We start from the raw sequence: 18,701 nt of genomic DNA on the forward strand, positions 1-18,701 counted from the left end.
GTGAGCGCCGCCCTTGGACACCCGGGGGCGGCGCACTTCCGTCCCCGTTCTCCCGCTCCCCGCAAGGACCGATGACCGCCGACATGCCTCTGTACAGGTGCGCGCCTACGGCCATGCTTCGGGCACCGTTGCACCCGTTCCACTCCCTACCCGACATTCCCATAGCCGCCCTGGACCGCACGTCTTCACCCGAAACGCAGGAGCTCACGGCCTGGATTCGCGACACCGTCACCCGTGACGCGGCACTCCGTGAAGCGATCCAGATCGCCAGCCCGTCCCTGGCCCGAACGGTGGAGCAGGTGATCGCCGGGCTGGAGCTTCCACCGCGACGGGTCCGTCGAGCTGCCGGATCCCTCGCGCGGTACCTCCTGCGCATGCACAACCGGGCGACGCCGTTCGGAACGCTGGCGGGAGTCGCCACCGCCACGTTGGGCCCGAAGGCGTCAACGCGATGGCACGGTCGCCACCATGCGGTTGCCTCCATCGACCTCGGCTGGCTCGATACCTGGGTGCGGCGATGGCAGTCGCAGCCCGCTGTCCTCGCCCATCTCCTTGTGGTCGTCAACAATGTCTGCCGGATCCGTGGCGAGAGGTTGGTGCTTCCCAATAACCACACGGCCGAGGGGCAGCCCGCACACACCTCCGTCCGGCTGAGCGATCCCGTTCGGGTGCTCCTGGAATCGGCCCGCGCACCGGTCCCCGCCCGTCGGCTTCGGGAGAGCATCGGCCAGCGGCACCCCCGGGTACCCACGGCGGTGATCGATGCGTTGCTACAGCAGCTCGTGAACCTGGGATTTCTGCTCACCGAGCTGCCACCAGCGCCAGGGACACCTGATCCCGTCGGGCATGTCCTGGCCGTCATTGAGGCTCTCCCGCCGGACACCCTCCTCCCGGACATGGCCGAGGATATGGACCAACTACGTCAGGTGCACAAGGACCTCGATCGCTACAGGCGGCTGCCCATCGGCACCGGGCTCGACCTCATCACGTCAGCCCAGCGGCGTCTGCGAACCATCTGTGCCACGCCTCGCGAACAGAACGTCCAGGTCGACCTGGCGTTGGGCGCGGATGTCCAACTCCCGCCCCTCGTCGCGCAGGAGGTGGAAGCCGCCGCGAGCGTCCTGTCCCGCCTGGCCGCGCCCTATCCCGGCCTCCTGGACGACTACCACCGACGGTTCGCGCGACGGTACGGCGTCAACACCCCGGTGCCCGTCAAGGAGGTGTTGGACCCGGAACGTGGGCTGGATCCGCCCTGGGCCGGTGGAAGACCCCACGTGGCCTTCAGGGGGCAGGAGCATCGGGATCGCGTCCTCGCGACACTCGCGCAGGAGGCCACGCTCCTGGGACGTGAGGTCGTGCTGGACGAATCGTCGCTGGCGGAGCTGTCGGGGCCGACACACCACCTCCCACCCCCGGGGGAGGTCGAACTGTGCGCGCGGCTCCTGGCCGCGTCGGATGACGCGCTCAACGCCGGTCACTTCCTCCTCGTCGTCGCTTCCGCGTTCGGCTCGCCCTCGATCGGGGCGATGAGCAACCGCTTCGCCCACCTGTTTCCGGACCAGCGGCGCATGCGGCGAGACGACCGCCCCCGCGCCCAGGAGGGAGGCGTGGATGTTCCACGGGCGCGCCTCGTGTTCCCGCCGCTGCACCGCCGGAGCGCCAACGTCCTTCGCGGCCCGGAGTGGTCGGGGCCGACCATCCCGTTGGGAACGTTCGCCGACCCGCGCGACCCGACCGTGCTCGATCCCGACGACCTCTACGTCGTTGCTGGTCCACACCGCCTCCACGTCTGCTCGTACTCGCGTGGGCGGGAGGTTTCCCCTGTCGGCGTCCACTCGCTCAACTACCGTTCCCAGGCTCCCTCGCTCGCGCGACTCCTCCGTGAAATCGGCCTCTGTGGGTTCCGGCCCTGGCAGCCCTGGACGTGGGGTGCGGCGGCGCACCTGCCGCACCTACCGCGTGTCCGGTATGGGAGAACGATTCTGGCGTCCGCTCGGTGGCGTGTTCCCTCCGCGCTCCGTGGGCCCGACGAGGACTTCCCTGCCTGGGAACGCGCGATGAACCGTTGGCGTGACACCTGGCGCGTTCCCGACAGGGTCCAGGCCCTGGCCCCGAACATCTCGCGTGACCGCTGTCTCATACTCGACCTGGGGCGGGAATCCCACCGGCGCTCGTTCCGGGAGGAGGTCCTCCGGGAGGCCAAGATCGTCGTCACCGAATGCCCGGACGCCGCGCCAGAAGCAAGCGGATGGTTGGCGGGCCGCAGCAATGAGATCGTCTTCGCCCTCACGCTCGGCACTCCGCCTACCCCGTCCTCGGTTCCCACGGTCGAGGCGTCCCTCATCCGAACCCCGGAGCACCTGCCGGGAGGGCCGTGGCTCAGCGCCCAGGTCGCGTGCGCTCCGGAGCACATGGACGACCTCATCACGGCACACCTGCCGGAGCTGCTTCACGGGCTGCCGGTCGAGCGATGGTTCTTCGTGCGCTACGACGACCCCCACCCTCACCTGCGGCTGCGCTTCCAAGGCGTCCCGGACACGCTCAACGCCACCGTGCTGCCCCGGTTGAGGGACTGGGTCACCGCGCTCCGGGCCTCCGGTCTGGTCGGCCGCCTGGATCTCACGACTTACGCGCCCGAGGTGGCCCGCTACGGCCCTGGGGACGCCATGACGGCCGCGGAACGCGTGTTCCGCGCCGACAGTGCCTCCGTGCTCGACCAATGCCCCATCGTTCGCACCGGCCGGTCAGACATCCCCCCGGTGCTGTTGGCCGCCGCGAACTTCACGGACATCGCATGGTCGCTTCTGGGCACTGGGGCGTCGGATTGGTTCGCCGCGTTGAGCAAGGGTCCGCATCATCGTGCCTTCCAGGACCAGCGTGATCAGGCGCTGGCCCTCGTCGACCCCGCTTCCGGCTGGTCAGGGCTGCGTGGTGTCCCAGGAGGTCACGCCGTCATCGAGTCGTGGCACGACCGCCGTACAGCGCTGGAGGCGTACGGGGCTCTTCTCGGCGAAGGGGCAAGCGGCTGCCCACCGCCCGAGCAGGTCCTGACGTCACTGCTCCACATGCACGCAAACCGCCTACTCGGGATCGACCGGGAGAGCGAGGCGAAGGCGATGGCGGTGGCACGGGCAGCCGTCCGAGCCCACCAGCGGCGAGCGGAGAAGGGCGGTTCGTCGTGAGAGAGGCCGACGAGGCACGCGAGCGCGCCCGCGACATCGTGGCCCAGGTGTCCGAGCGGCTCTCTGCTGATCGGGTGAACGTCCGTGATTCGACGTCGCTGGACCAAGGCCGCCCCGGTATCGCCCTACTGTTCGCCGAACTGGGACGCACGGACGCCGACTTCCGCTCCACCGCGCATGCATGGCTCTCAGATACGGGGAGAGGGGTCCGCGTCGCCAACGAGGACGGTCTCTATCAGGGCGCTGCCGCGATGGCCTTCGCCCTGAACGCGGCGGGGCCGCGAGACTACAGGGATGCGCTCGACCTCCTGGACGACATCATCGTCGGTCGCGTGCGTGCCCTCGTGCAGGAAGGACGGGAACGCAGAAGGTCAGGGGTTCACGGCGTCCGGATGAGGGCCTACGACCTGATCTCCGGTGCCACTGGTCTGGGCGTCCATCTCCTGTACAGGGGTTCCGCGCCATCCGACCTCCGGGCCCTGCTCTCCTACCTGGTGGAGTTGACCGAACCCGTGCGGAATCGTCGGGGCCAACTCATACCAGGATGGTGGACACCCGACTCTCCCACGCCCACCCGCCCGACTCCCTACCGACAGGGCCACGTCAACCTGGGCGTCGCCCATGGCGTCAGCGGACCGCTCGCTCTCCTCGCCCAGGCCTGGATCGAGGAGGTCCGTGTGCCGGGCCACTCCGAAGCGATCACCCGGCTCACGCATTGGCTGATGCGGTGGAGTCCTGGCACTCAGCGGGCCGGAGAGTGGCAGGGCTGGCCGGGGATCGTGGTCCCGGATGGAGCGGACGGACGTTTCAGGTCACCTGGTCCACCGCAGCGACCGGTGTGGTGCTACGGAACGGTCGGAATCGCCGGAGCCTTGCACATCGCGGGGGTCGCACTCTCCCGACCGGAGTGGATGAGTGTGGCCGTCGATGGGCTCGTCAAGGTCCTGGACAACGCCGCGCTCACCGACTTGATCACCGACCCGTCGCTCTGCCACGGATGGGCTGGCGTGTTGCACGTCAGCTGGCGCGTGGCGCATACCAGCGGCGATTCCCGGATCCGAGAACGGCTGCCTGCGGTCGCCCGAGCTGTGATGAACCATCCTGAGTTCGAGAGCGCTCCCTCTGGCTTCCTCACCGGACTCGCGGGCATCGCATTGGCGTTGCACACATTCGCGACCAACGCCGAACCACTCAGCGGTTGGGACCGCTGCCTCGCCCTCGGCTGACCGTCACCCCGGTTCCTGTCCCGTGACGCCTCCTGTCCGGTGGCCGGAACGCTCCCGGTCACCGGACAGCGCACGGGAGGTCAGCCGCGCTTGGCGGACGCTAGGAAGGCGTCCCACTCCCCCGGAACGAAGGAGAAGTGGCCCAGGTCGGGGTTCTTGGAGTCCCGCAAGTGCATGTGGCACGTTCCCCCGGCGACCTCCGCACAATTACCACCCTGGGCACTGCTGTGCGAGGACTTCCGCCAGTTCAAGGCGACTTCGACGCAGTTCCCGCCCTGGCTTCCGCTGTAGCTGGACCTCCACCACTGGTGGTCACGCTTATGGAACATCTCACTCATAGTTCTCCAATGATGGACATAAGCAGCCGCTCAGAAGCCCTCGGGGACAACCCCTGAGCACAAAGCGTCATGAAACTCTGGAGGACTGGAGTGACCTCTTGCTTCATGTTCGTCATGGCTGCGGTACGGCACCCCTCAACGTAGAGCAGTGGGTCATCATCAGCGAACGTCAGAACGCTGAATGACCCATCCAGCGCCGCGTGCTCCTCCACATCACTGGGCACGACAACGAAGGTGACGTACGCACGCCTGCCCACTTCGACCAGGTGCTCAAGTTGGTTCCGCATGACTGACGAACCACCGATTGGCCTTCGTGCGACGATCTCGTCGACCGCTACCCACATGAACGGCGGTTGCCTCCGTTCGAAGATCGCTTGGCGGCTGAGGCGCGCGGCTACTTGCTTCTCCACATTGCCAGCGCCAATCGACGGCGATGCGCAGCCCAGAACAGCGCGGGCGTAGTCCTCGGTCTGGAGCAGTCCAGGGACCGTCTGGGTTTGGTACTCGTAGATCGCCGTGGCTTCGGCTTCCAGGTTCGCGTAGGGCCTGAACCAGGAAGGGTAGGGATCCGACTGCTCCAGGAGCGGCAGTATCCGCCCGAGCGCGCCCCCGGTCTCCAGCGCCTCGTCGCAGCACTCGGTGAACTTGGACATGACCCGGTCGCCGTCGCGGGCGTCCAGCGGCGTCCTCCTGGCGGTCTCCACCATCGAGATCATCGACTTCGAGTACGGGATCACTTCGGCGAGCTGCGCCTGTGTCAGCCCGGCCGCCTCCCGCAAGCGCTTGAGCTCGGCCGCGTAGTACCTCAGTGCCGGCGAGGTCGCGCGCTGCGGCTCGTTGGGCTCGTCCTCGGGCACAAGGTGCAGGTCGGTCATGGCGGGCGCTCCGGAAGGGGTGAGGGGTGACGCCGAGTCCCCGCGAATCGGCGATCTCAGCGTAATTCCCCATTCACCGTCGGTGGGGGTTTTCCACAGATGAAGTCCGGCCACCCGGTCACGGTCGTCCCGACGCTGCTCACAGCGATCGGCTGAATTCCACAGCACTCCACAGGCCCCTGCGGCATTTCGGACAGGAATCCACGGCTCGCACGGTGGGCATGAATCGGTAGCGCTGGGTGACGGTCGTCCCGCAGCCTCGAAGCATGGACAACACCACCGCACGACTGGTCCACCCGTTCGACCTCGCCCCCGACGACCTGCGCGCCGAGGCTGACGCTCTGGCCCGTGAGGAGGCACCGCACCGGTTCGCGGTCTTCGCCGTGGACGATGACGAGCAGGACGGCGTCATTCTGGCCTGGGGGCTGCGCTTCGGGACCGGCCGTGTCGTTCTCGTCGGCGACGGCGCACCCATCCGCGGAACGTTCAGTTCGCTGCGCTCGGCGCTCCGGGTCTGCGCATACGGCGGCGCTGAGACCTACGTGGCCTGGGTCGACCCGGAACCGGATCCGGCCCCGGCGGACTAACGCCCCCGGAGCGCGCGGGCGATGCCGCGCAACCAGGGCTCACGGAAGGTCGGCTCGCCGGTGAGCACCTCGTGGATCTCCTCCCGCACCTCGCGCGTGCGGCCGTGCTGGTAGAGGGCGACCGCCTGGGCCAGCCCTCGGCGAGCCTCCTCGTCGTGGCGCGGCACGGTCACCTCCGGGTCGGCCCAGCGGGTGCGCCGGAAGGAGTGGGCGGTCTTGGGCTGGTGATTGCCCAGGTACTGCCACAGGCCCGGTTCGATCGAGACGTTGTGTACGGCCCTGCCCGGCAGGTCCTCGACCCAGTCCTCGTGCTGCTGCCATCGCCAGGTGTTCGGACTGGTCTTCTCCCGCATGGTGATCCCCACGTAGCGGATCTTGGTGCGGATCACGTTCCAGGCGGCGCGCTCGTCGTCGATCCAGTCGAGCAGGTGGTGGTGGAGGTTGGTGAACGTCGACCCGTGCAGGACGAGGTCGGCGAAGACCACCGGTCGGCGCCGCGCGGCGAGCTCCCTCGGCGACAGGCCGGACGCGGTGAGGTTGACGCGCAGCTGGGCGCGTTCCTCTCGGGTGAGCCCCGTGCCGTCGAGGCCGTACAGGGACAGCGGCAGCAGGTTGAGCCGCGACTCGTACGGTGTGCCCGTGAGCGCTCCGCTGAGCAGGTCGAACACGCTGTCCGCGGACCGGCCGACGAAATACAGGTCCCCGTCAGAGCTGCGGGCGAGGACCTTGGCGGCGCACTCGGTCATCCAGGGCAGATACGGATGCTCGTGGCCGATCCCGTCGAGGAGTGAGCCGAGCCGGTCACCGCGTGCGACGTTCCAGCGGAAGGGGCGAATCGGTTCCATGGGCGGCCATGAAAGCAGGGCCGGGCGGGCGGGACAACCGGTTTCCCCGCGCCTGTGGACAGGTGACCTGCTAACGTCCCGCGAGCGGGGCGGCTGCCCCGTCTCCCCCGCGAGAGGTCCTCCCATGCGCTCGACCGCCACCCTGGTGCTGACGTCCTCGGGCGTGCGCCCGGTGCGGCCCGTGTCGATGGTCTCGCCCTCGGTACCCGAACCGCCGGGCCCCGGAGAGGTGCGGTTCGCGACCTTCAACGCCGCGTTGACGCGGCCGACGGCCGGTGCCCTGCTGGCGGAGCTGGCCGGGCCGGGCGGCGCGCAGCTCCGCAACGTCGCGGAGATCGTCCAGCGGGTGCGCCCCGACGTCCTGCTCGTCAACGAGTTCGACCACGATCCGGGCGGTCTGGGCCCCCGCCTGTTCCAGGACCGCTACCTGTCGGTGGGGCACCGGGGCGCGGAGCCGATCGCGTACCCCTACGTCTACACGGCTCCGGTCAACACGGGGGTGGCCTCGGGGGCCGACCTGGACGGCGACGGCCGGGTGGTGAGCGAGCCGGGTTGCGCGGGCTACGCCGGGGACGCGTTCGGGTTCGGGCTGTTCCCCGGCCAGTACGGCATGGTCCTGTTCTCCCGGTACCCGATCCTGACCGACCGCGTCCGCACCTTCCGGACGTTCCGGTGGGCCGACCTGCCCGGTGCCCTGCTTCCCGTGCGTCCGGAGACGGGGCGGCCCTTCTACTCGGACGCGGCACTCGAGGTGCTGCGGCTGTCCTCGAAGAGCCACTGGGACGTGCCGGTGGACGTGGGCGGGCGGCGGCCGGTGCACGTGCTGGCATGCCATCCGACTCCGCCGGCGTTCGACGGCCCCGAACGCCGCAACGTGCTGCGCAACCACGATGAGATCCGGTTCTGGGTCGACTACGCGTCCCCGGGCACCGGGCACCTGTACGACGACGAGGGGCGGCGGGGAGGGCTGGCGAGGGGTGCGGCGTTCGTGATCGCCGGGGATCTGAACGCCGATCCGACGGCTGGTGACGGACACCCCAAGGCCGTCACGCAGCTGTTGGAGCATCCCGGGGTCAGGGACGTGGAGCCAACGAGCAGGGGCGGGCTGGGCCGGGCCGCCGTGGACGCGGGGGCCGCCGTTCCCTCGGGCCACCTGCGCGCGGACTACGTGCTGCCCTCGGCTGAGCTTCCCGTGGGGCGATCGGGAGTGTTCTGGCCCGCGCCGGACGACCCCCTGTTCCGGCTGACCGGCGATCGGCCGTTCCCCAGTTCGGACCACCGGCTGGTGTGGGTGGACGTGGGTCGTTCCTGATCGGGGGGTCAGGACCTGCGCGGCGGGCGGCGCCAGAGCACGCGCAGAGGATGGGTGACCGCTCCGTAGAAGGCCAGGCCGATCAGGGGGATGGCCGCGACGGTCAGGCCGATGAACCATCGGTCTCCTTCGACGGCCTTGACGGTCACGACATCTCCCGGGTCGTCGTGACTGTAGAGGACCTGAACCCCTCCTCCTACCTCGGAAGTGACGTTGTCGACCTCTCGCACGAATTCGGTGCCCCGCACTTCGTAGGAGACCTCCCCGTCCTCGCGCGTGCACCCGCGCCCCTGGCAATTCCAGACATCCAGCATGGTGGCCAAGGTGCGCCTGGGGTTGTCGACAGGCACTGGGTCCACGACGGCGATGGGCACGAGGACCCCGAACGTGAGCAGAGCGACGATGGAGAAGATCATTCCCCTGTCCGAGATGAACACCTCGGGTGCCAGTTCGATCACCCCCCTCCACCCGCGGTGCCTGCGGTGCTCCTTGGACACCCGCAGATGCAGGAGGTACAGGAGCCCGGCGATGACCATGGAGGCGACCGCCACAGCGGCGGCCACCCCTGCCGGGTGCCGCGCTCCCTCCACCGAAACCAGAGGACCGAGATCAGGGACCACCTCGACGGTGACGGTGGTTCCGTAGGGGTGGACCGCATCGCTGAGGGCGGGGTCCGCACGCATCACCCAGTCCTGCTCATGCCACACGTACTGGTCATCGGCGAGGAACCAGAGGGCCCTCGCGGTGCCGACCTCGCCCCGGGTATCGAGCGCGTGGTTCTCGTACGCCCAGACACCCGCGAACACCCCGGACGTCACGCCCACCAGGAAGAACAGCAGGGCGGGCAGCGCCCACCGGGTCGCCTCCCGGCGCAGTCTTCGGCGGCGCTCCTCCTCCAGACGCCGCTTCCTCACCGCAGGAGTAGCAAGGGGCGGGGACTCTCTCCGCCGCCGGAACCAGGCCATCGTCTCTCCTCCCGGCCCGGTGCGGGGACAGGACCCGGGCCGCCGGACATGGGACGCGGTCCCGCGACCAACGGTTCCCCGAACTGCGACGTCTGTCCCGGTCAGCGATCCCGCTCGGCCTCCTCCTGGGCGGCGGCCAGCCCGGCGCTGATGACGCTGTCCATGATGGCGGCGAGCCGGTCGGCGCCCAGGCGCGGGGCGTGTTCGGCCATGCGCTCGACCAGGTCGCGTTCCCGGCGGGCGTCGCGTCCGGCGAAGTACCCGACCGGCTTGAGCCGCTGGACCTCGGCGGCCAGGAGCGCGCGGCGCTCCAGGAGCTCGGCGAGTTCGGCGTCCACCCGGTCGATGCGGCCGCGCAGCTGGCGGATCCGCTCGTCGGGCGTGGGCTCGGCAGAGGTGGTCGGACGGTGCACGGTGGGCTCCAACGGGTGAGTTCGTGGCGCGGCCGTCGCGTCCCGTCGGGGTGCCGCCCGTGAGGGGCGTCGGCCGCCTGAAAGACGAAAGAGCACCGGGCGTGGTGCCCGAGTGCTCCGTTGCCGACGATCCCTGTGTCCGCCTACGTGTCAGCGGCCGACGGGACCGTCGGCTGGCTAAACACGCGATAGCGGTGGACCATGGCGCCGATCCTACCTCCTCGGTCCGGCGCGCGCCCTCGCGACACTCCCTACTCGCCGGGTTCGGGCAGCTGGAACTGCACCATGATGGCGGTCGCCTCGGCGGTGACCTCGCCGTTCACGCGGATCTCCCCGGCGACGAACACCTTGCGCCGTTCCGCACCGGTCACCCGGGAGGTGATCTCCAGCGGGGTGAACAGCGGCGTGGGCCTGCGGTAGTCGACCTCGAGTCTGGCGGTGAGCCCGGGCATGCCCGCGGCCGCGGCGGCGCTGCCGACGGCCTGGTCGAGCAGCGCGGCGACCCAGCCGCCGTGGACCAGTCCGGGCGGGCCCTGGTAGGTGGTGCTGAGGGTGACGTCGCCGCGCAGCCCTTCGGGAGTCCTCTCCAGGGAGAGCGGCGGGGCGACGGGGTTGGTGTCCCCCGCGACGATGTTGGTGACGGTGCCGTACTCGACCGTGCCGTCGCGCAGGTCGCGCTGGACCATGGCCCCGACGTCGCGGCGGGCCACGTTGAGCCGATCGGTGAGGGTCTCGACGGTGGCGGCGGCCTCGGCGAGGGTGGCGGTGTCCGCCTCGGTGTTGGCGACGGCGTCGATGAGGTCGTGGACGCGGGCCACCAGGGAGCGCAGCTCCGGGGGGATGTCGGCGGCGTCGACGACGGAGAGTCCGTACTCCCGTGGATCGGGCAGTGCCGGGACCGGCTGCGTGTTGACCGTCATGTGTTCCTCGTCGGATCGGGGTGGGCACGGGAGGCTGGGGGCACGAACGTCAAACCGAATCCTACTCGGTAGTATTCCAGGAAGACGTCTCGTGCCCCAGCGCTCTCCGTCACACCGGTCCGCGGGAGCGGAGGGTCGGGACGGGCGACCCATCCACAGCTTCCTACCGGTGGCCGGCCACCGCACCGACGCCTGCGGCGGCAGCGGTTCCGCGGAGACGGTGTGCGGGGAGGTGGGCCGGCCGGTAGCCCCGCACGTAGTCGACGATGAAGTGCTTGGGGTAGGCGGTCGCGGGTTCCGGGCGGTCGGTGGGGAACTCGTAGATGTTCAGCATGAGCTGCATCGGATAGTTCGGGGACTGGTCGAGACTGCGCTGGCGGTGGCCGTCGATGAAGAAGGAGACGCGCTCGGGCGTCCACTCCACGGTGTAGGTGTGGAACCGACGGGCGTCGATCTCGGCCTCGACCCGCGTGAAGTCGTCACGGAGGGCGGGATCGTCGAAGGGGTGGATGCCCATGCCGATCGCCGCCGACCCGGGTGTGACGTCGCGGCCGAAGATCTCGGCGACGCAGATCTCTCCCGAGTGCTCGGGGACCTCTTCGTAGCCGATCATCCACAGGGCCACCATGCCGTGCGGGTCGGCGATGGCCCTGGCGCGCATCTCGATCACCCCGTAGTGGGGCGTGTAGAGTCGCTGGTTCTCCCAGTCCGCACGGACCCGGGCCGCCGAATGGACGCCGTGCTGGCCGATGTCGCTGCCGACCGGCCCGGCGAACAGCCCGGTCTGGAGGCTCGACACACGCATCGGGCCGTCCAGGTCAGGCGCCCACGGCGGTTGGTCGGCCTCGATCCGCAGGTCCAGGTGCCCGCCGCTGACACGGTGTCGGGCCGCGGCGGCGTCTCGGCTCGACCACTGCGGCAGGTAGTAGGGGATCCACCGGGTGGTGTCGAGCCGCTCGCCGGTGAACTCCTCATCGAACTCGAGCACGTAACCGGCCTTGGTGACCGGGTCGGGCGTCGGGAGGTGCGCGGGTGCGGCGGTCAACGGGCTGCCTTTCGATCGGTCGCGACGAGCGTAGGCGGCGGCGCCGACAAGCGACGGTCAGGCCAGGTCGCGCACCATGTGCAGGTGCGGGATCCCCGCGTCCAGGAACTCCGCGCCGTGGGCGGTGTAGCCGAGCCGCTCGTAGAAGCCGAGGGCGTGGGTCTGCGCGTGGAGCTCCACCGTGGTCAGACCGCGCTCGCGCGCCCGGTCCTCCACCGCGCGCACCAACGCCACCCCGGTACCGGTCCCCCGCCCCTTGGGCAGGACGGCCAGGCGGCCGAGCACACCGACGCCCCCGCCCTGGTCCACGAGCCGGACCGTTCCCACGGGCACGCCGTCGACCAGCGCGAGGAGGTGGTCGGCGGTCGCGTCGCGTTCGTCCCACTCCTCCTCGATGGGCACCTGCTGCTCGGAGACGAACACGGCGCCCCGGATGACGAACACGGCGGCGCGGTCGCGGCCGTCCTCGGCCAGGCGGATCTGCGGTTCAGTACGGGTCATGTCCGCAGACTAATCGCCCCGGGAACGCGCCCGGTCCGCCGTCTCCGCCCCGCCCTACCCTGGTGGCATGGGCCGACCCGAGATCGTCCACCCGCCCGTCGAGGACGCGCGCGCCGAGCACGCGCGTTACTGGCGTTCCTCCGGGCTGCCCGGGACGGAACTGCTCACCGCGCGGTTCGTCACCACGTCGTTCGTCCGCCACACGCACCCGACCTACACGATCGGGGTGATCACGGGCGGGATCGAGGAGTTCGCGCACGAACGCGGACACGCGCGGGTGGGACCGGGCGGCCTGGCCGTGGTCGGCCCCGGCGAGGTGCACACCGGCCACGCGGGCGTCCCGGAGGGATGGAGCTACCGGGTCTTCTACCCCGCCCCCGAGGTGGTCGAGGACGTCGCCCGCGAACTCGGGATGCGCGGCACCCCCGCGTTCACGGAGTCGGGCATCGACGCGCCCGAGGCCGCCCGGGTCCTGGCCCGCGCCCACCTGGCGGCCGAACGGGGCGAGCCGCTGGCCGCCTCCGCGCACGCGCGGCGCGGGCTCGGGATGCTGCTGAGCTCCCACGGGCGGGAGCGCGCCGTGGCCCCGGCCGGGCACGCGGCCCGGCCCGAGGTCGCCCTGGCCCGCGACCTGCTGGCCGCCCGGCTCGTGGATCCGCCCACGCTGGAGGAGCTGGCCGCAGGGGTGGGGCTGCGGCCGTTCACTCTGGTCCGCGCGTTCCGCGAGGCGTACGGCCTGCCCCCGCACGCCTACCTCAACCAACTGAGGGTCGACCGCGCCCGCGCTCTGCTGCGCTCCGGCCGCGGGGCGGGCGAGGTCGCCGCCGAGGTGGGCTTCGCCGACCAACCCCACCTGACCCGGCACTTCCGGCGCCACCTGGGCGTGCCGCCCGGGGCCTACCAGCGCGCGATCCTGGCGTCCTGACGACCGCGGCCGCCCGGGCGCAAGAACGTTCAAGACGTCGGCCGGACCGCGGACCTAACGTCGGTCGTCGTGAAGACATCCTCGATCCTCCGGTCCGCCGCGGTGCGCGACGGCGTCGGGCTCGGTGTCGCCGTGGGCGCCGCCGGTCTGGCCTTCGGCACGGCCGCGGTGGCGGCCGGGCTCTCCCCCGCGCAGGCGGTGTTCCTGAGCGCGTTCGCGTTCACCGGGGCGTCGCAGTTCGCCCTGGTCGGCGTGGTCGCCGGTGGCGGCAGCCTGGTCGCGGGCGTGGTGGGCGCACTGCTGCTGGGGGCGCGCAACACGCTCTACGGGCTGCGGCTCGCCGACACCCTGGGCTGGCGGGGCGCACGGCGCGCCCTGGCCGCGCACGGGGTCATCGACGAGACCACCGCGATGACCCTGCCCCACACCGACCGGGCCACGGCCCGGGGGGCGTTCACGGCCACCTACGTCGTCCTCGGCGCGTTCTGGGTGACGACCACGCTGGTCGGCGCGCTGGCGACGAGCCGGGTGGCCGACGTGTCCGCGTTCGGACTCGACGCCGTGGGGCCCGCCGTCTTCCTCGGGCTGCTGTGGCCGCGGCTCCGCGACGACGGCGCCCGGGTGCGGGCCATCGCCCTGCTGGGCGCGGTGATCGCCCTGGCCGCCACACCCGCGCTGCCGCCCGGCGTCCCGGTGCTGCTGGCGGCCTCGGCCGCGCTGCTCGGGCTCCTGCGTCCGGTGTCCGCGCCCGGGACCGGCCGCGCATGTGCCGAGGAGGGCCGACGGTGACCCTGTGGATCGCGTTGATCGCCACCGCCGCCGGGTGCTACCTGCTCAAGTACGCCGGGCTGGCCGCCCCGCGCCGGGTGCTGGACATCCCCTGGCTCCAGCGGTTCGCCATGGCCGTGCCGATCGCCCTGCTCGCCGCGCTGATCGCGGTCGAGGCGCTGCGGGGCGAGGGACAGACCCTGGCCTGGGACACCGCGCGGATGGGCGGGATCGGCGCCGCCGTCCTCGCCCTCGTCCTGCGGGCGCCCTTCCTGGTCGTGGTCCTGGCCGCCGCGGCCACCACGGCGGCGCTGCGGTGGTGGGGGGTGGGCTGAGGCGGGGACGCCCGTCCCGGCGCCCCGCCGGGCGCGCCCGCCCCGCCTCGGGTCAGCGGCAGCCGTCAGTCGGTGTAGACGGCCGCGGCCTCCCGCAGCGCGCGCACGACCGCCCGGATGGCGGGCCGCCGCGACGACTCCGTCCGCCAGAACACGTACACCTGGCGGACCAGCGCGGGCTGCACCGGAACGATCCGCACCCCCTCCGGGATCGGGCCGCATCCCAGGCGGGGCAGGACCGCCGCGCCGATCCCGGCGGCGATGAGCGTCAGCTTGGTCTGGTGTTCCTCGACGGTGTGCACGATGAGGGGCTCGGCGCCGCGCGACCGGATCATGTCGTACAGCCAGTCGTTGCAGATCGACCCCCGCGACCAGCTGATCCACGGCAGCGTGAGGATCTCGTCGAGCTCCAGCAGCTCCCGGTGGGCGAGCGGGTGGTCGGCGGGGAGGGCGATGTCGCCGATGTCCTCCATGAGCGGCGCCCGGCTCATGCCGGCCGGCAACTCCAGGGGCGCGCCCTCCCAGTCCACGACCAGGGCGACGTCGGCGTCCCCGCGCGCCATGGAGGGCACGCTCTCGTGCGGCTCCTCCTCGTTGATCTCCACGCGCAGGCCGGGGTGGGCCTCCCGCAGGGAGGTCAGGGCGTGCGGCGTGAGTCCGCGGACGGCCGTGGGGGTGGCCGACAGCCGCAGGTGCCCGACGACGTCGTCGCGGTGGGCCTCCAGTTCGGCCTCGGCCCGTTGGACCATGGACAGGATGCGGGCGGTGTGCTCGACGAGGAGTTCGGCGGCGTCGGTGAGGCGCACACCGCGGCCGGTGCGTTCGACGAGCGGCTGGCCGACCTCGCGTTCGAGCTTGGTCAGCTGCTGGGACACCGCGGAGTTGGTGACGTGGAGGGCCTGGGACGCCGCGCTGAGGGATCCGTGTACGGCGACGGCGTGGAGGACGCGGAGCCGGTCGACACTGAGCATGTAAGCAACTCTAACGCACAGATTAAGGAATTATAAGTAGACCTAAGACATGGGACGACGGTACAACGGTCCCATGTCCGTCATCTCCCCTCCCCCGACCCTGCCCGGGGCCACCGTCCGCCTGCTCTCCGGCTGGCGCGCCAAGTTCGTGCTCCTGGCCCTGATCTGGGGTATGAGCTTCGTCTTCATCAAGATCGGCGCGGAGGCGCTGGCGCCCGTCCAGCTCGCGCTCGGACGGATGCTGTGCGGGGCGCTCCCGCTCCTGGCCGTCCTCCTGCTGCGGGGCGGCCACCTGCCGACCTCACCGCGGCTGTGGGGCCACCTGTTCGTCTCCGCCCTGCTGCTGAACACCGTGCCGTTCACCCTGTTCGGATACGCGGCGCAGCTGATCCCCTCGGCGCTGATGGGGATCGTGAACGCGTCCACGCCCCTGTTCGCCGTGGTGTTCTCGATGCTCCTGCTCGCCGACGAGCGCCCCGACCGGGACCGGTTGCTGGGGCTGTTCATCGGGTTCGTCGGCGTGCTCACCGTGTTCGGGGTGTGGAACTCCCTCGGCGAGGTCGCGGTGAGCGACCGGGACGCGCTGGTCGGCATGCTGCTCGTGGTCGCCGCCACCGCGTGCTACGGGCTCGGCACCCCCTACCTGCGACGCTTCGTGGCGGGCAGCCCGCACGGCGCCCTGGAGCTGAGCACGCTCCAGCTCCTGCTGGGTTCGGTGCCGCTGGTCGTCCTGGCGCCGCTGGTCACCGACATGCCCACCGGGGTGGACTGGCGGGTGGTCGCCTCGGTGGTCGCACTGGGCGCGTTGGGCACCGGGCTGGCGTACATCCTCCAGTACGGGGTGGTGCGCGGCGCGGGCGCGACGGTGGCCACGACGGTCACCTACGTGGTGCCGGTCGTGGCGATCGCCGCGGGCCTGGTCCTCATGGGCGAGACGCTGACGTGGAACCAGCCGTTGGGAGCGGTGGTCGTCATCCTCGGCGCGGCCCTGTGCCAGGGGGTCCTGCGCACCCGGCGCCGCCCCGCCGACGGGGCATGAGGTGGGGGAGGCCGTTGGGCCTCCCCCTCCTCACGTGTGCGGATCAGTCCTCGCGCAGGGCCTCCACCGCCGCCGCGAGGTCGTCCGGATAGGGGCTGGTGAACTCCACCGGGCGGTGCTCGGTGGGGTGGTCGAAGCCCAGCCGGACCGCGTGCAGCCACTGCCGGCGCACCCCGAGCCGCTCGGCGAGCGTGGGATCGGCGCCGTAGAGCATGTCGCCCACACACGGATGGCGCAGGGCCGCCATGTGCACGCGGATCTGGTGCGTGCGGCCGGTCTCCAGCTTGATCTCCAGCAGGCTGGCGGCCCGGAAGGCCTCCTGGGTGTCGTAGTGCGTCACCGAGGGGCGGCCCCCCGCCACCACGGCCCAACGGCCGTCCCCGGCGGGGTGCCGGTCGATCGGCGCGTCGACGGTGCCGCGCAGCGGGTCCGGATGCCCCTGGACGAGCGTGTGGTAGCGCTTGTCCACGGTGCGCTCCTTGAACGCCCGCTTGAGCACGCTGTAGGCGGTCTCGCTCTTGGCCACGACCATCAGGCCGGTGGTGTTGGCGTCCAGCCGGTGCACGATCCCCTGGCGCTCCGCGGCGCCGCTGGTCGCCACCTGCACGCCCGACGCGAGCAGCCCCTCCAGGACGCTCGGGCCGGTCCAGCCGACGGTCGGGTGCGCGACCACGCCGACCGGCTTGTCGACGACGATGATGTCCGCGTCCTCGTGCACGATGCGCAGCCCGGGCACGGCCTCGGGACGCGGCACGGGCGCGGTGGGCGGCGGCGGAAGGGTGATCTCCAGCCAGGCGCCGGCCTGGACCCGGTCGGACTTCGCGGCCTCGGCGCCGTCGACCAGGACGCTGCCGTCGAGGATGAGTTCGGCCGCTCGCGTGCGCGAGAGCCCGAACATGCGGGCGATCGCGGCGTCGAGCCGGTCGCCCTCCAGCCCGTCGGGCACGAGCAGGCTCCGGGTGTCGCTCACGTGCCCGTCCCCTCGTCGGTGGCCTCGTCCCGGTCGGCCGTGCCGCCGCCGTCCTCCGCGGCCAGGCTGCCGTCCAGGTTGACGCCCTTGAACGTCAGCAGCACCACCAGGCAGGCGCCGACCACCACGCACGAGTCCGCGATGTTGAACACCGGCCAGTAGGGCACGCGGATGAAGTCGACGACCGCGCCGTGGAAGGGCGCCGGGTCGCGGAACAGCCGGTCCATGAGGTTCCCGGCGGCCCCGCCCATCATCAGGCCGAGGGTGACCGCCCACCAGACGTTGCGCACGCGCAGGCCCAGGTAGGCGATGACACCGACCACGACGATGGCGATGCCGGTGAACACCCAGGTGTGGTCGGTGCCCATCGAGAACGCCGCCCCGGTGTTGTACACCAGGGTGAACTGGAGGAGGCCGCCGATCACGTCGACGCTCTCCCCCTCGGAGAAGGCCGACAGCACCCACTGCTTGGTGGCGAGGTCGGCCAGGACCGCGGCGACCGCGACCAGCAGCAGGAACGGGTACCTGCGCGGTCGCGCCGCGACGGTGTCGGGCGTGGTCATGTTGCTGTCCCCGGAGGGCTCTACCTCAGTCAGCGACGCTCCTCGCGCTGTTTGCAGGTGACGCACAGGGTGGCCCGTGGGAAGGCCTGAAGGCGTGCCTTCCCGATGGCCTGGCCGCACGACTCGCAGACCCCGTAGGTTCCCGCGTCCATCCGTTCGATCGCCCGCTCGCTCTTGGCGAGCAGGTCACGAGTATTGTAGGCCAACGCCAGATCGTGTTCGCGCTGGAAGGCCTTGGCCCCGGTGTCCGCGGGGTCGTCCCCCGCGCCCTCGACCGGGTCGCTCAGGCGGGCGGCGAGCTCGTCCTCGCTGTCGCGGATCTCCTCGCGCAAGGCGGAGATCTCCTTCTGGAGCCGCTCGCGGACCTCGGCGATCTCCCCCGGCGTCCAGGACTCCTCCCCCGAACGGACCGGCAGCCTGGCGGCTTCGGTGGCCTTCATCGCACTTCCCCTCCCAGACGGGCTCGCCCGACCCCGCGCCCCGCTGACCGGCGGGACCCGTGGGTTGTTCCGCGAGCGGTGCCGGAAGCCTAGGCAATGCGCGACCCCAAGGCAACGATCCGAGCGGTGTGCCCCCGCCTCACCTGGTGAAACGATGACCCTGCCCTGGTGCTTCCCCGCCCTGGCGGGCGGTTCCCCGCCGCGTGGGCGGCCCTACTCGACGGCGGCGAACCCGCCGTAGTCCTCCGCGAGCGCGGCCAGGTGGGGCTCGTCGAACACGGCCGGGCCGCCGTGCGGTCCGGTGCGCACCTCGATCACCCAGTCCGCGTCGTCGGCGTCGTCCTCCCCGGCCAGCATGTCCCGGTGCACGAGGCAGGGCTCGTAGCCCTGCTCCAGCAGCTGCTCGGCGAGCTCCTCGGCGTCCTCGCGGTCGGGGAGACTCACCATGACCGCGCCGTCCGTGTCCTGAGCCATGGCGGAC

The 18,701-nt window shown here is 71.2% G+C and carries 21 protein-coding genes; 8 read left to right on the plus strand and 13 right to left on the minus strand.

All coding sequences use genetic code 11. The features are described 5' to 3' along the window. Window positions 1–71 precede the first annotated feature (71 nt). Window positions 72–3,182, plus strand: coding sequence for a lantibiotic dehydratase (locus tag ACIBFB_RS12175; RefSeq protein WP_397229162.1), 3,111 nt, complete (start codon window positions 72–74; stop codon window positions 3,180–3,182). Then, window positions 3,179–4,408 (plus strand): lanthionine synthetase C family protein, encoded by a 1,230-nt coding sequence (locus ACIBFB_RS12180; RefSeq protein WP_397229164.1) that lies wholly within the window; start codon window positions 3,179–3,181, stop codon window positions 4,406–4,408. Before ACIBFB_RS12175 ends, ACIBFB_RS12180 begins: the two co-directional genes overlap by 4 nt. Before the next feature lie 80 nt (window positions 4,409–4,488). Here ACIBFB_RS12180 and ACIBFB_RS12185 read toward each other — a convergent pair whose 3' ends face one another. Both ACIBFB_RS12185 and ACIBFB_RS12190 read right to left on the minus strand, forming a co-directional pair. After that, entirely contained in the window at window positions 4,489–4,746 is a 258-nt protein-coding gene (locus ACIBFB_RS12185) for a DUF397 domain-containing protein (protein WP_397229166.1), read from the minus strand. Next, window positions 4,743–5,621, minus strand: a complete 879-nt coding sequence (locus ACIBFB_RS12190; protein ID WP_397229168.1) for a helix-turn-helix transcriptional regulator — start codon at window positions 5,619–5,621, stop codon at window positions 4,743–4,745. The genes ACIBFB_RS12185 and ACIBFB_RS12190 overlap by 4 nt, the downstream gene beginning before the upstream one ends. Window positions 5,622–5,887: 266 nt before the next feature. On the opposite strand from ACIBFB_RS12190, the gene ACIBFB_RS12195 reads away from it, so the two are divergent. After that, window positions 5,888–6,208: a hypothetical protein gene (locus ACIBFB_RS12195; protein ID WP_397229170.1), complete on the plus strand. Its 321-nt coding sequence runs from the start codon at window positions 5,888–5,890 to the stop codon at window positions 6,206–6,208. On the opposite strand, the gene ACIBFB_RS12200 is transcribed toward ACIBFB_RS12195, so the two are convergent. Beyond that, complete coding sequence (locus tag ACIBFB_RS12200; RefSeq protein WP_397229172.1) at window positions 6,205–7,053, minus strand: hypothetical protein; 849 nt, start codon at window positions 7,051–7,053, stop codon at window positions 6,205–6,207. The genes ACIBFB_RS12195 and ACIBFB_RS12200 overlap by 4 nt on opposite strands. A 124-nt stretch (window positions 7,054–7,177) precedes the next feature. On the opposite strand from ACIBFB_RS12200, the gene ACIBFB_RS12205 reads away from it, so the two are divergent. After that, window positions 7,178–8,365, plus strand: a complete 1,188-nt coding sequence (locus ACIBFB_RS12205) for an endonuclease/exonuclease/phosphatase family protein (protein ID WP_397229174.1) — start codon at window positions 7,178–7,180, stop codon at window positions 8,363–8,365. Window positions 8,366–8,373: 8 nt separating this feature from the next. Here the strand turns inward: ACIBFB_RS12205 and ACIBFB_RS12210 are convergent, their stop codons facing one another. From ACIBFB_RS12210 to ACIBFB_RS12230, 5 genes are all read right to left on the minus strand, one after another. Beyond that, the gene (locus tag ACIBFB_RS12210; RefSeq protein WP_397229176.1) at window positions 8,374–9,279 is read right to left on the minus strand and encodes a hypothetical protein; all 906 of its coding nucleotides are present in this window, start codon (window positions 9,277–9,279) and stop codon (window positions 8,374–8,376) included. A 152-nt stretch (window positions 9,280–9,431) separates the two neighbouring features. After that, window positions 9,432–9,743, minus strand: coding sequence for a chorismate mutase (locus tag ACIBFB_RS12215; RefSeq protein ID WP_397229178.1), 312 nt, complete (start codon window positions 9,741–9,743; stop codon window positions 9,432–9,434). A gap of 251 nt (window positions 9,744–9,994) precedes the next feature. Continuing rightward, on the minus strand, window positions 9,995–10,663 hold the full coding sequence (locus ACIBFB_RS12220; protein WP_397229180.1) for a PaaI family thioesterase: 669 nt from the start codon (window positions 10,661–10,663) through the stop codon (window positions 9,995–9,997). Between the two features lie 163 nt (window positions 10,664–10,826). Continuing rightward, on the minus strand, window positions 10,827–11,708 hold the full coding sequence (locus tag ACIBFB_RS12225) for a glycoside hydrolase family 16 protein (RefSeq protein WP_397229182.1): 882 nt from the start codon (window positions 11,706–11,708) through the stop codon (window positions 10,827–10,829). Between the two features lie 57 nt (window positions 11,709–11,765). Further along, the gene (locus ACIBFB_RS12230; RefSeq protein ID WP_397229184.1) at window positions 11,766–12,209 is read right to left on the minus strand and encodes a GNAT family N-acetyltransferase; all 444 of its coding nucleotides are present in this window, start codon (window positions 12,207–12,209) and stop codon (window positions 11,766–11,768) included. 67 nt (window positions 12,210–12,276) lie between these two features. Here ACIBFB_RS12230 and ACIBFB_RS12235 point away from each other — a divergent pair, with 67 nt between their 5' ends. The 3 genes from ACIBFB_RS12235 (at window position 12,277) to ACIBFB_RS12245 (ending at window position 14,237) form a co-directional block, all read left to right on the plus strand. Continuing rightward, window positions 12,277–13,134, plus strand: a complete 858-nt coding sequence (locus ACIBFB_RS12235) for an AraC family transcriptional regulator (RefSeq protein ID WP_397229186.1) — start codon at window positions 12,277–12,279, stop codon at window positions 13,132–13,134. A gap of 69 nt (window positions 13,135–13,203) precedes the next feature. Beyond that, the gene (locus ACIBFB_RS12240) at window positions 13,204–13,923 is read left to right on the plus strand and encodes an AzlC family ABC transporter permease (RefSeq protein WP_397229188.1); all 720 of its coding nucleotides are present in this window, start codon (window positions 13,204–13,206) and stop codon (window positions 13,921–13,923) included. Then, entirely contained in the window at window positions 13,920–14,237 is a 318-nt protein-coding gene (locus tag ACIBFB_RS12245) for an AzlD domain-containing protein (protein ID WP_397229190.1), read from the plus strand. Before ACIBFB_RS12240 ends, ACIBFB_RS12245 begins: the two co-directional genes overlap by 4 nt. A gap of 65 nt (window positions 14,238–14,302) precedes the next feature. On the opposite strand, the gene ACIBFB_RS12250 is transcribed toward ACIBFB_RS12245, so the two are convergent. Continuing rightward, complete coding sequence (locus ACIBFB_RS12250; protein WP_397229192.1) at window positions 14,303–15,208, minus strand: LysR family transcriptional regulator; 906 nt, start codon at window positions 15,206–15,208, stop codon at window positions 14,303–14,305. 73 nt (window positions 15,209–15,281) lie between these two features. Here ACIBFB_RS12250 and ACIBFB_RS12255 point away from each other — a divergent pair, with 73 nt between their 5' ends. Beyond that, window positions 15,282–16,247, plus strand: coding sequence for a DMT family transporter (locus ACIBFB_RS12255; RefSeq protein ID WP_397229194.1), 966 nt, complete (start codon window positions 15,282–15,284; stop codon window positions 16,245–16,247). A 43-nt stretch (window positions 16,248–16,290) separates the two neighbouring features. Here ACIBFB_RS12255 and ACIBFB_RS12260 read toward each other — a convergent pair whose 3' ends face one another. The 4 genes from ACIBFB_RS12260 to ACIBFB_RS12275 all read right to left on the minus strand — a co-directional run bounded on the left by ACIBFB_RS12260 (window position 16,291) and on the right by ACIBFB_RS12275 (window position 18,694). Then, window positions 16,291–17,217 carry an RluA family pseudouridine synthase gene (locus tag ACIBFB_RS12260; RefSeq protein WP_397229196.1) on the minus strand — a complete coding sequence of 309 codons (927 nt, stop codon included), beginning with the start codon at window positions 17,215–17,217 and terminating at the stop codon, window positions 16,291–16,293. Further along, complete coding sequence (lspA, locus tag ACIBFB_RS12265; RefSeq protein ID WP_397229198.1) at window positions 17,214–17,780, minus strand: signal peptidase II; 567 nt, start codon at window positions 17,778–17,780, stop codon at window positions 17,214–17,216. The genes ACIBFB_RS12260 and lspA overlap by 4 nt, the downstream gene beginning before the upstream one ends. Window positions 17,781–17,809: 29 nt before the next feature. After that, on the minus strand, window positions 17,810–18,220 hold the full coding sequence (locus tag ACIBFB_RS12270) for a TraR/DksA family transcriptional regulator (RefSeq protein ID WP_397229200.1): 411 nt from the start codon (window positions 18,218–18,220) through the stop codon (window positions 17,810–17,812). 213 nt (window positions 18,221–18,433) lie between these two features. Further along, on the minus strand, window positions 18,434–18,694 hold the full coding sequence (locus ACIBFB_RS12275) for a hypothetical protein (RefSeq protein WP_397229202.1): 261 nt from the start codon (window positions 18,692–18,694) through the stop codon (window positions 18,434–18,436). Window positions 18,695–18,701: the final 7 nt, after the last annotated feature.

The sequence above is a fragment of the Nocardiopsis sp. NPDC050513 genome, from assembly GCF_044457925.1.
In the GTDB taxonomy this organism is placed as follows: Bacteria; Actinomycetota; Actinomycetes; order Streptosporangiales; family Streptosporangiaceae; genus Nocardiopsis.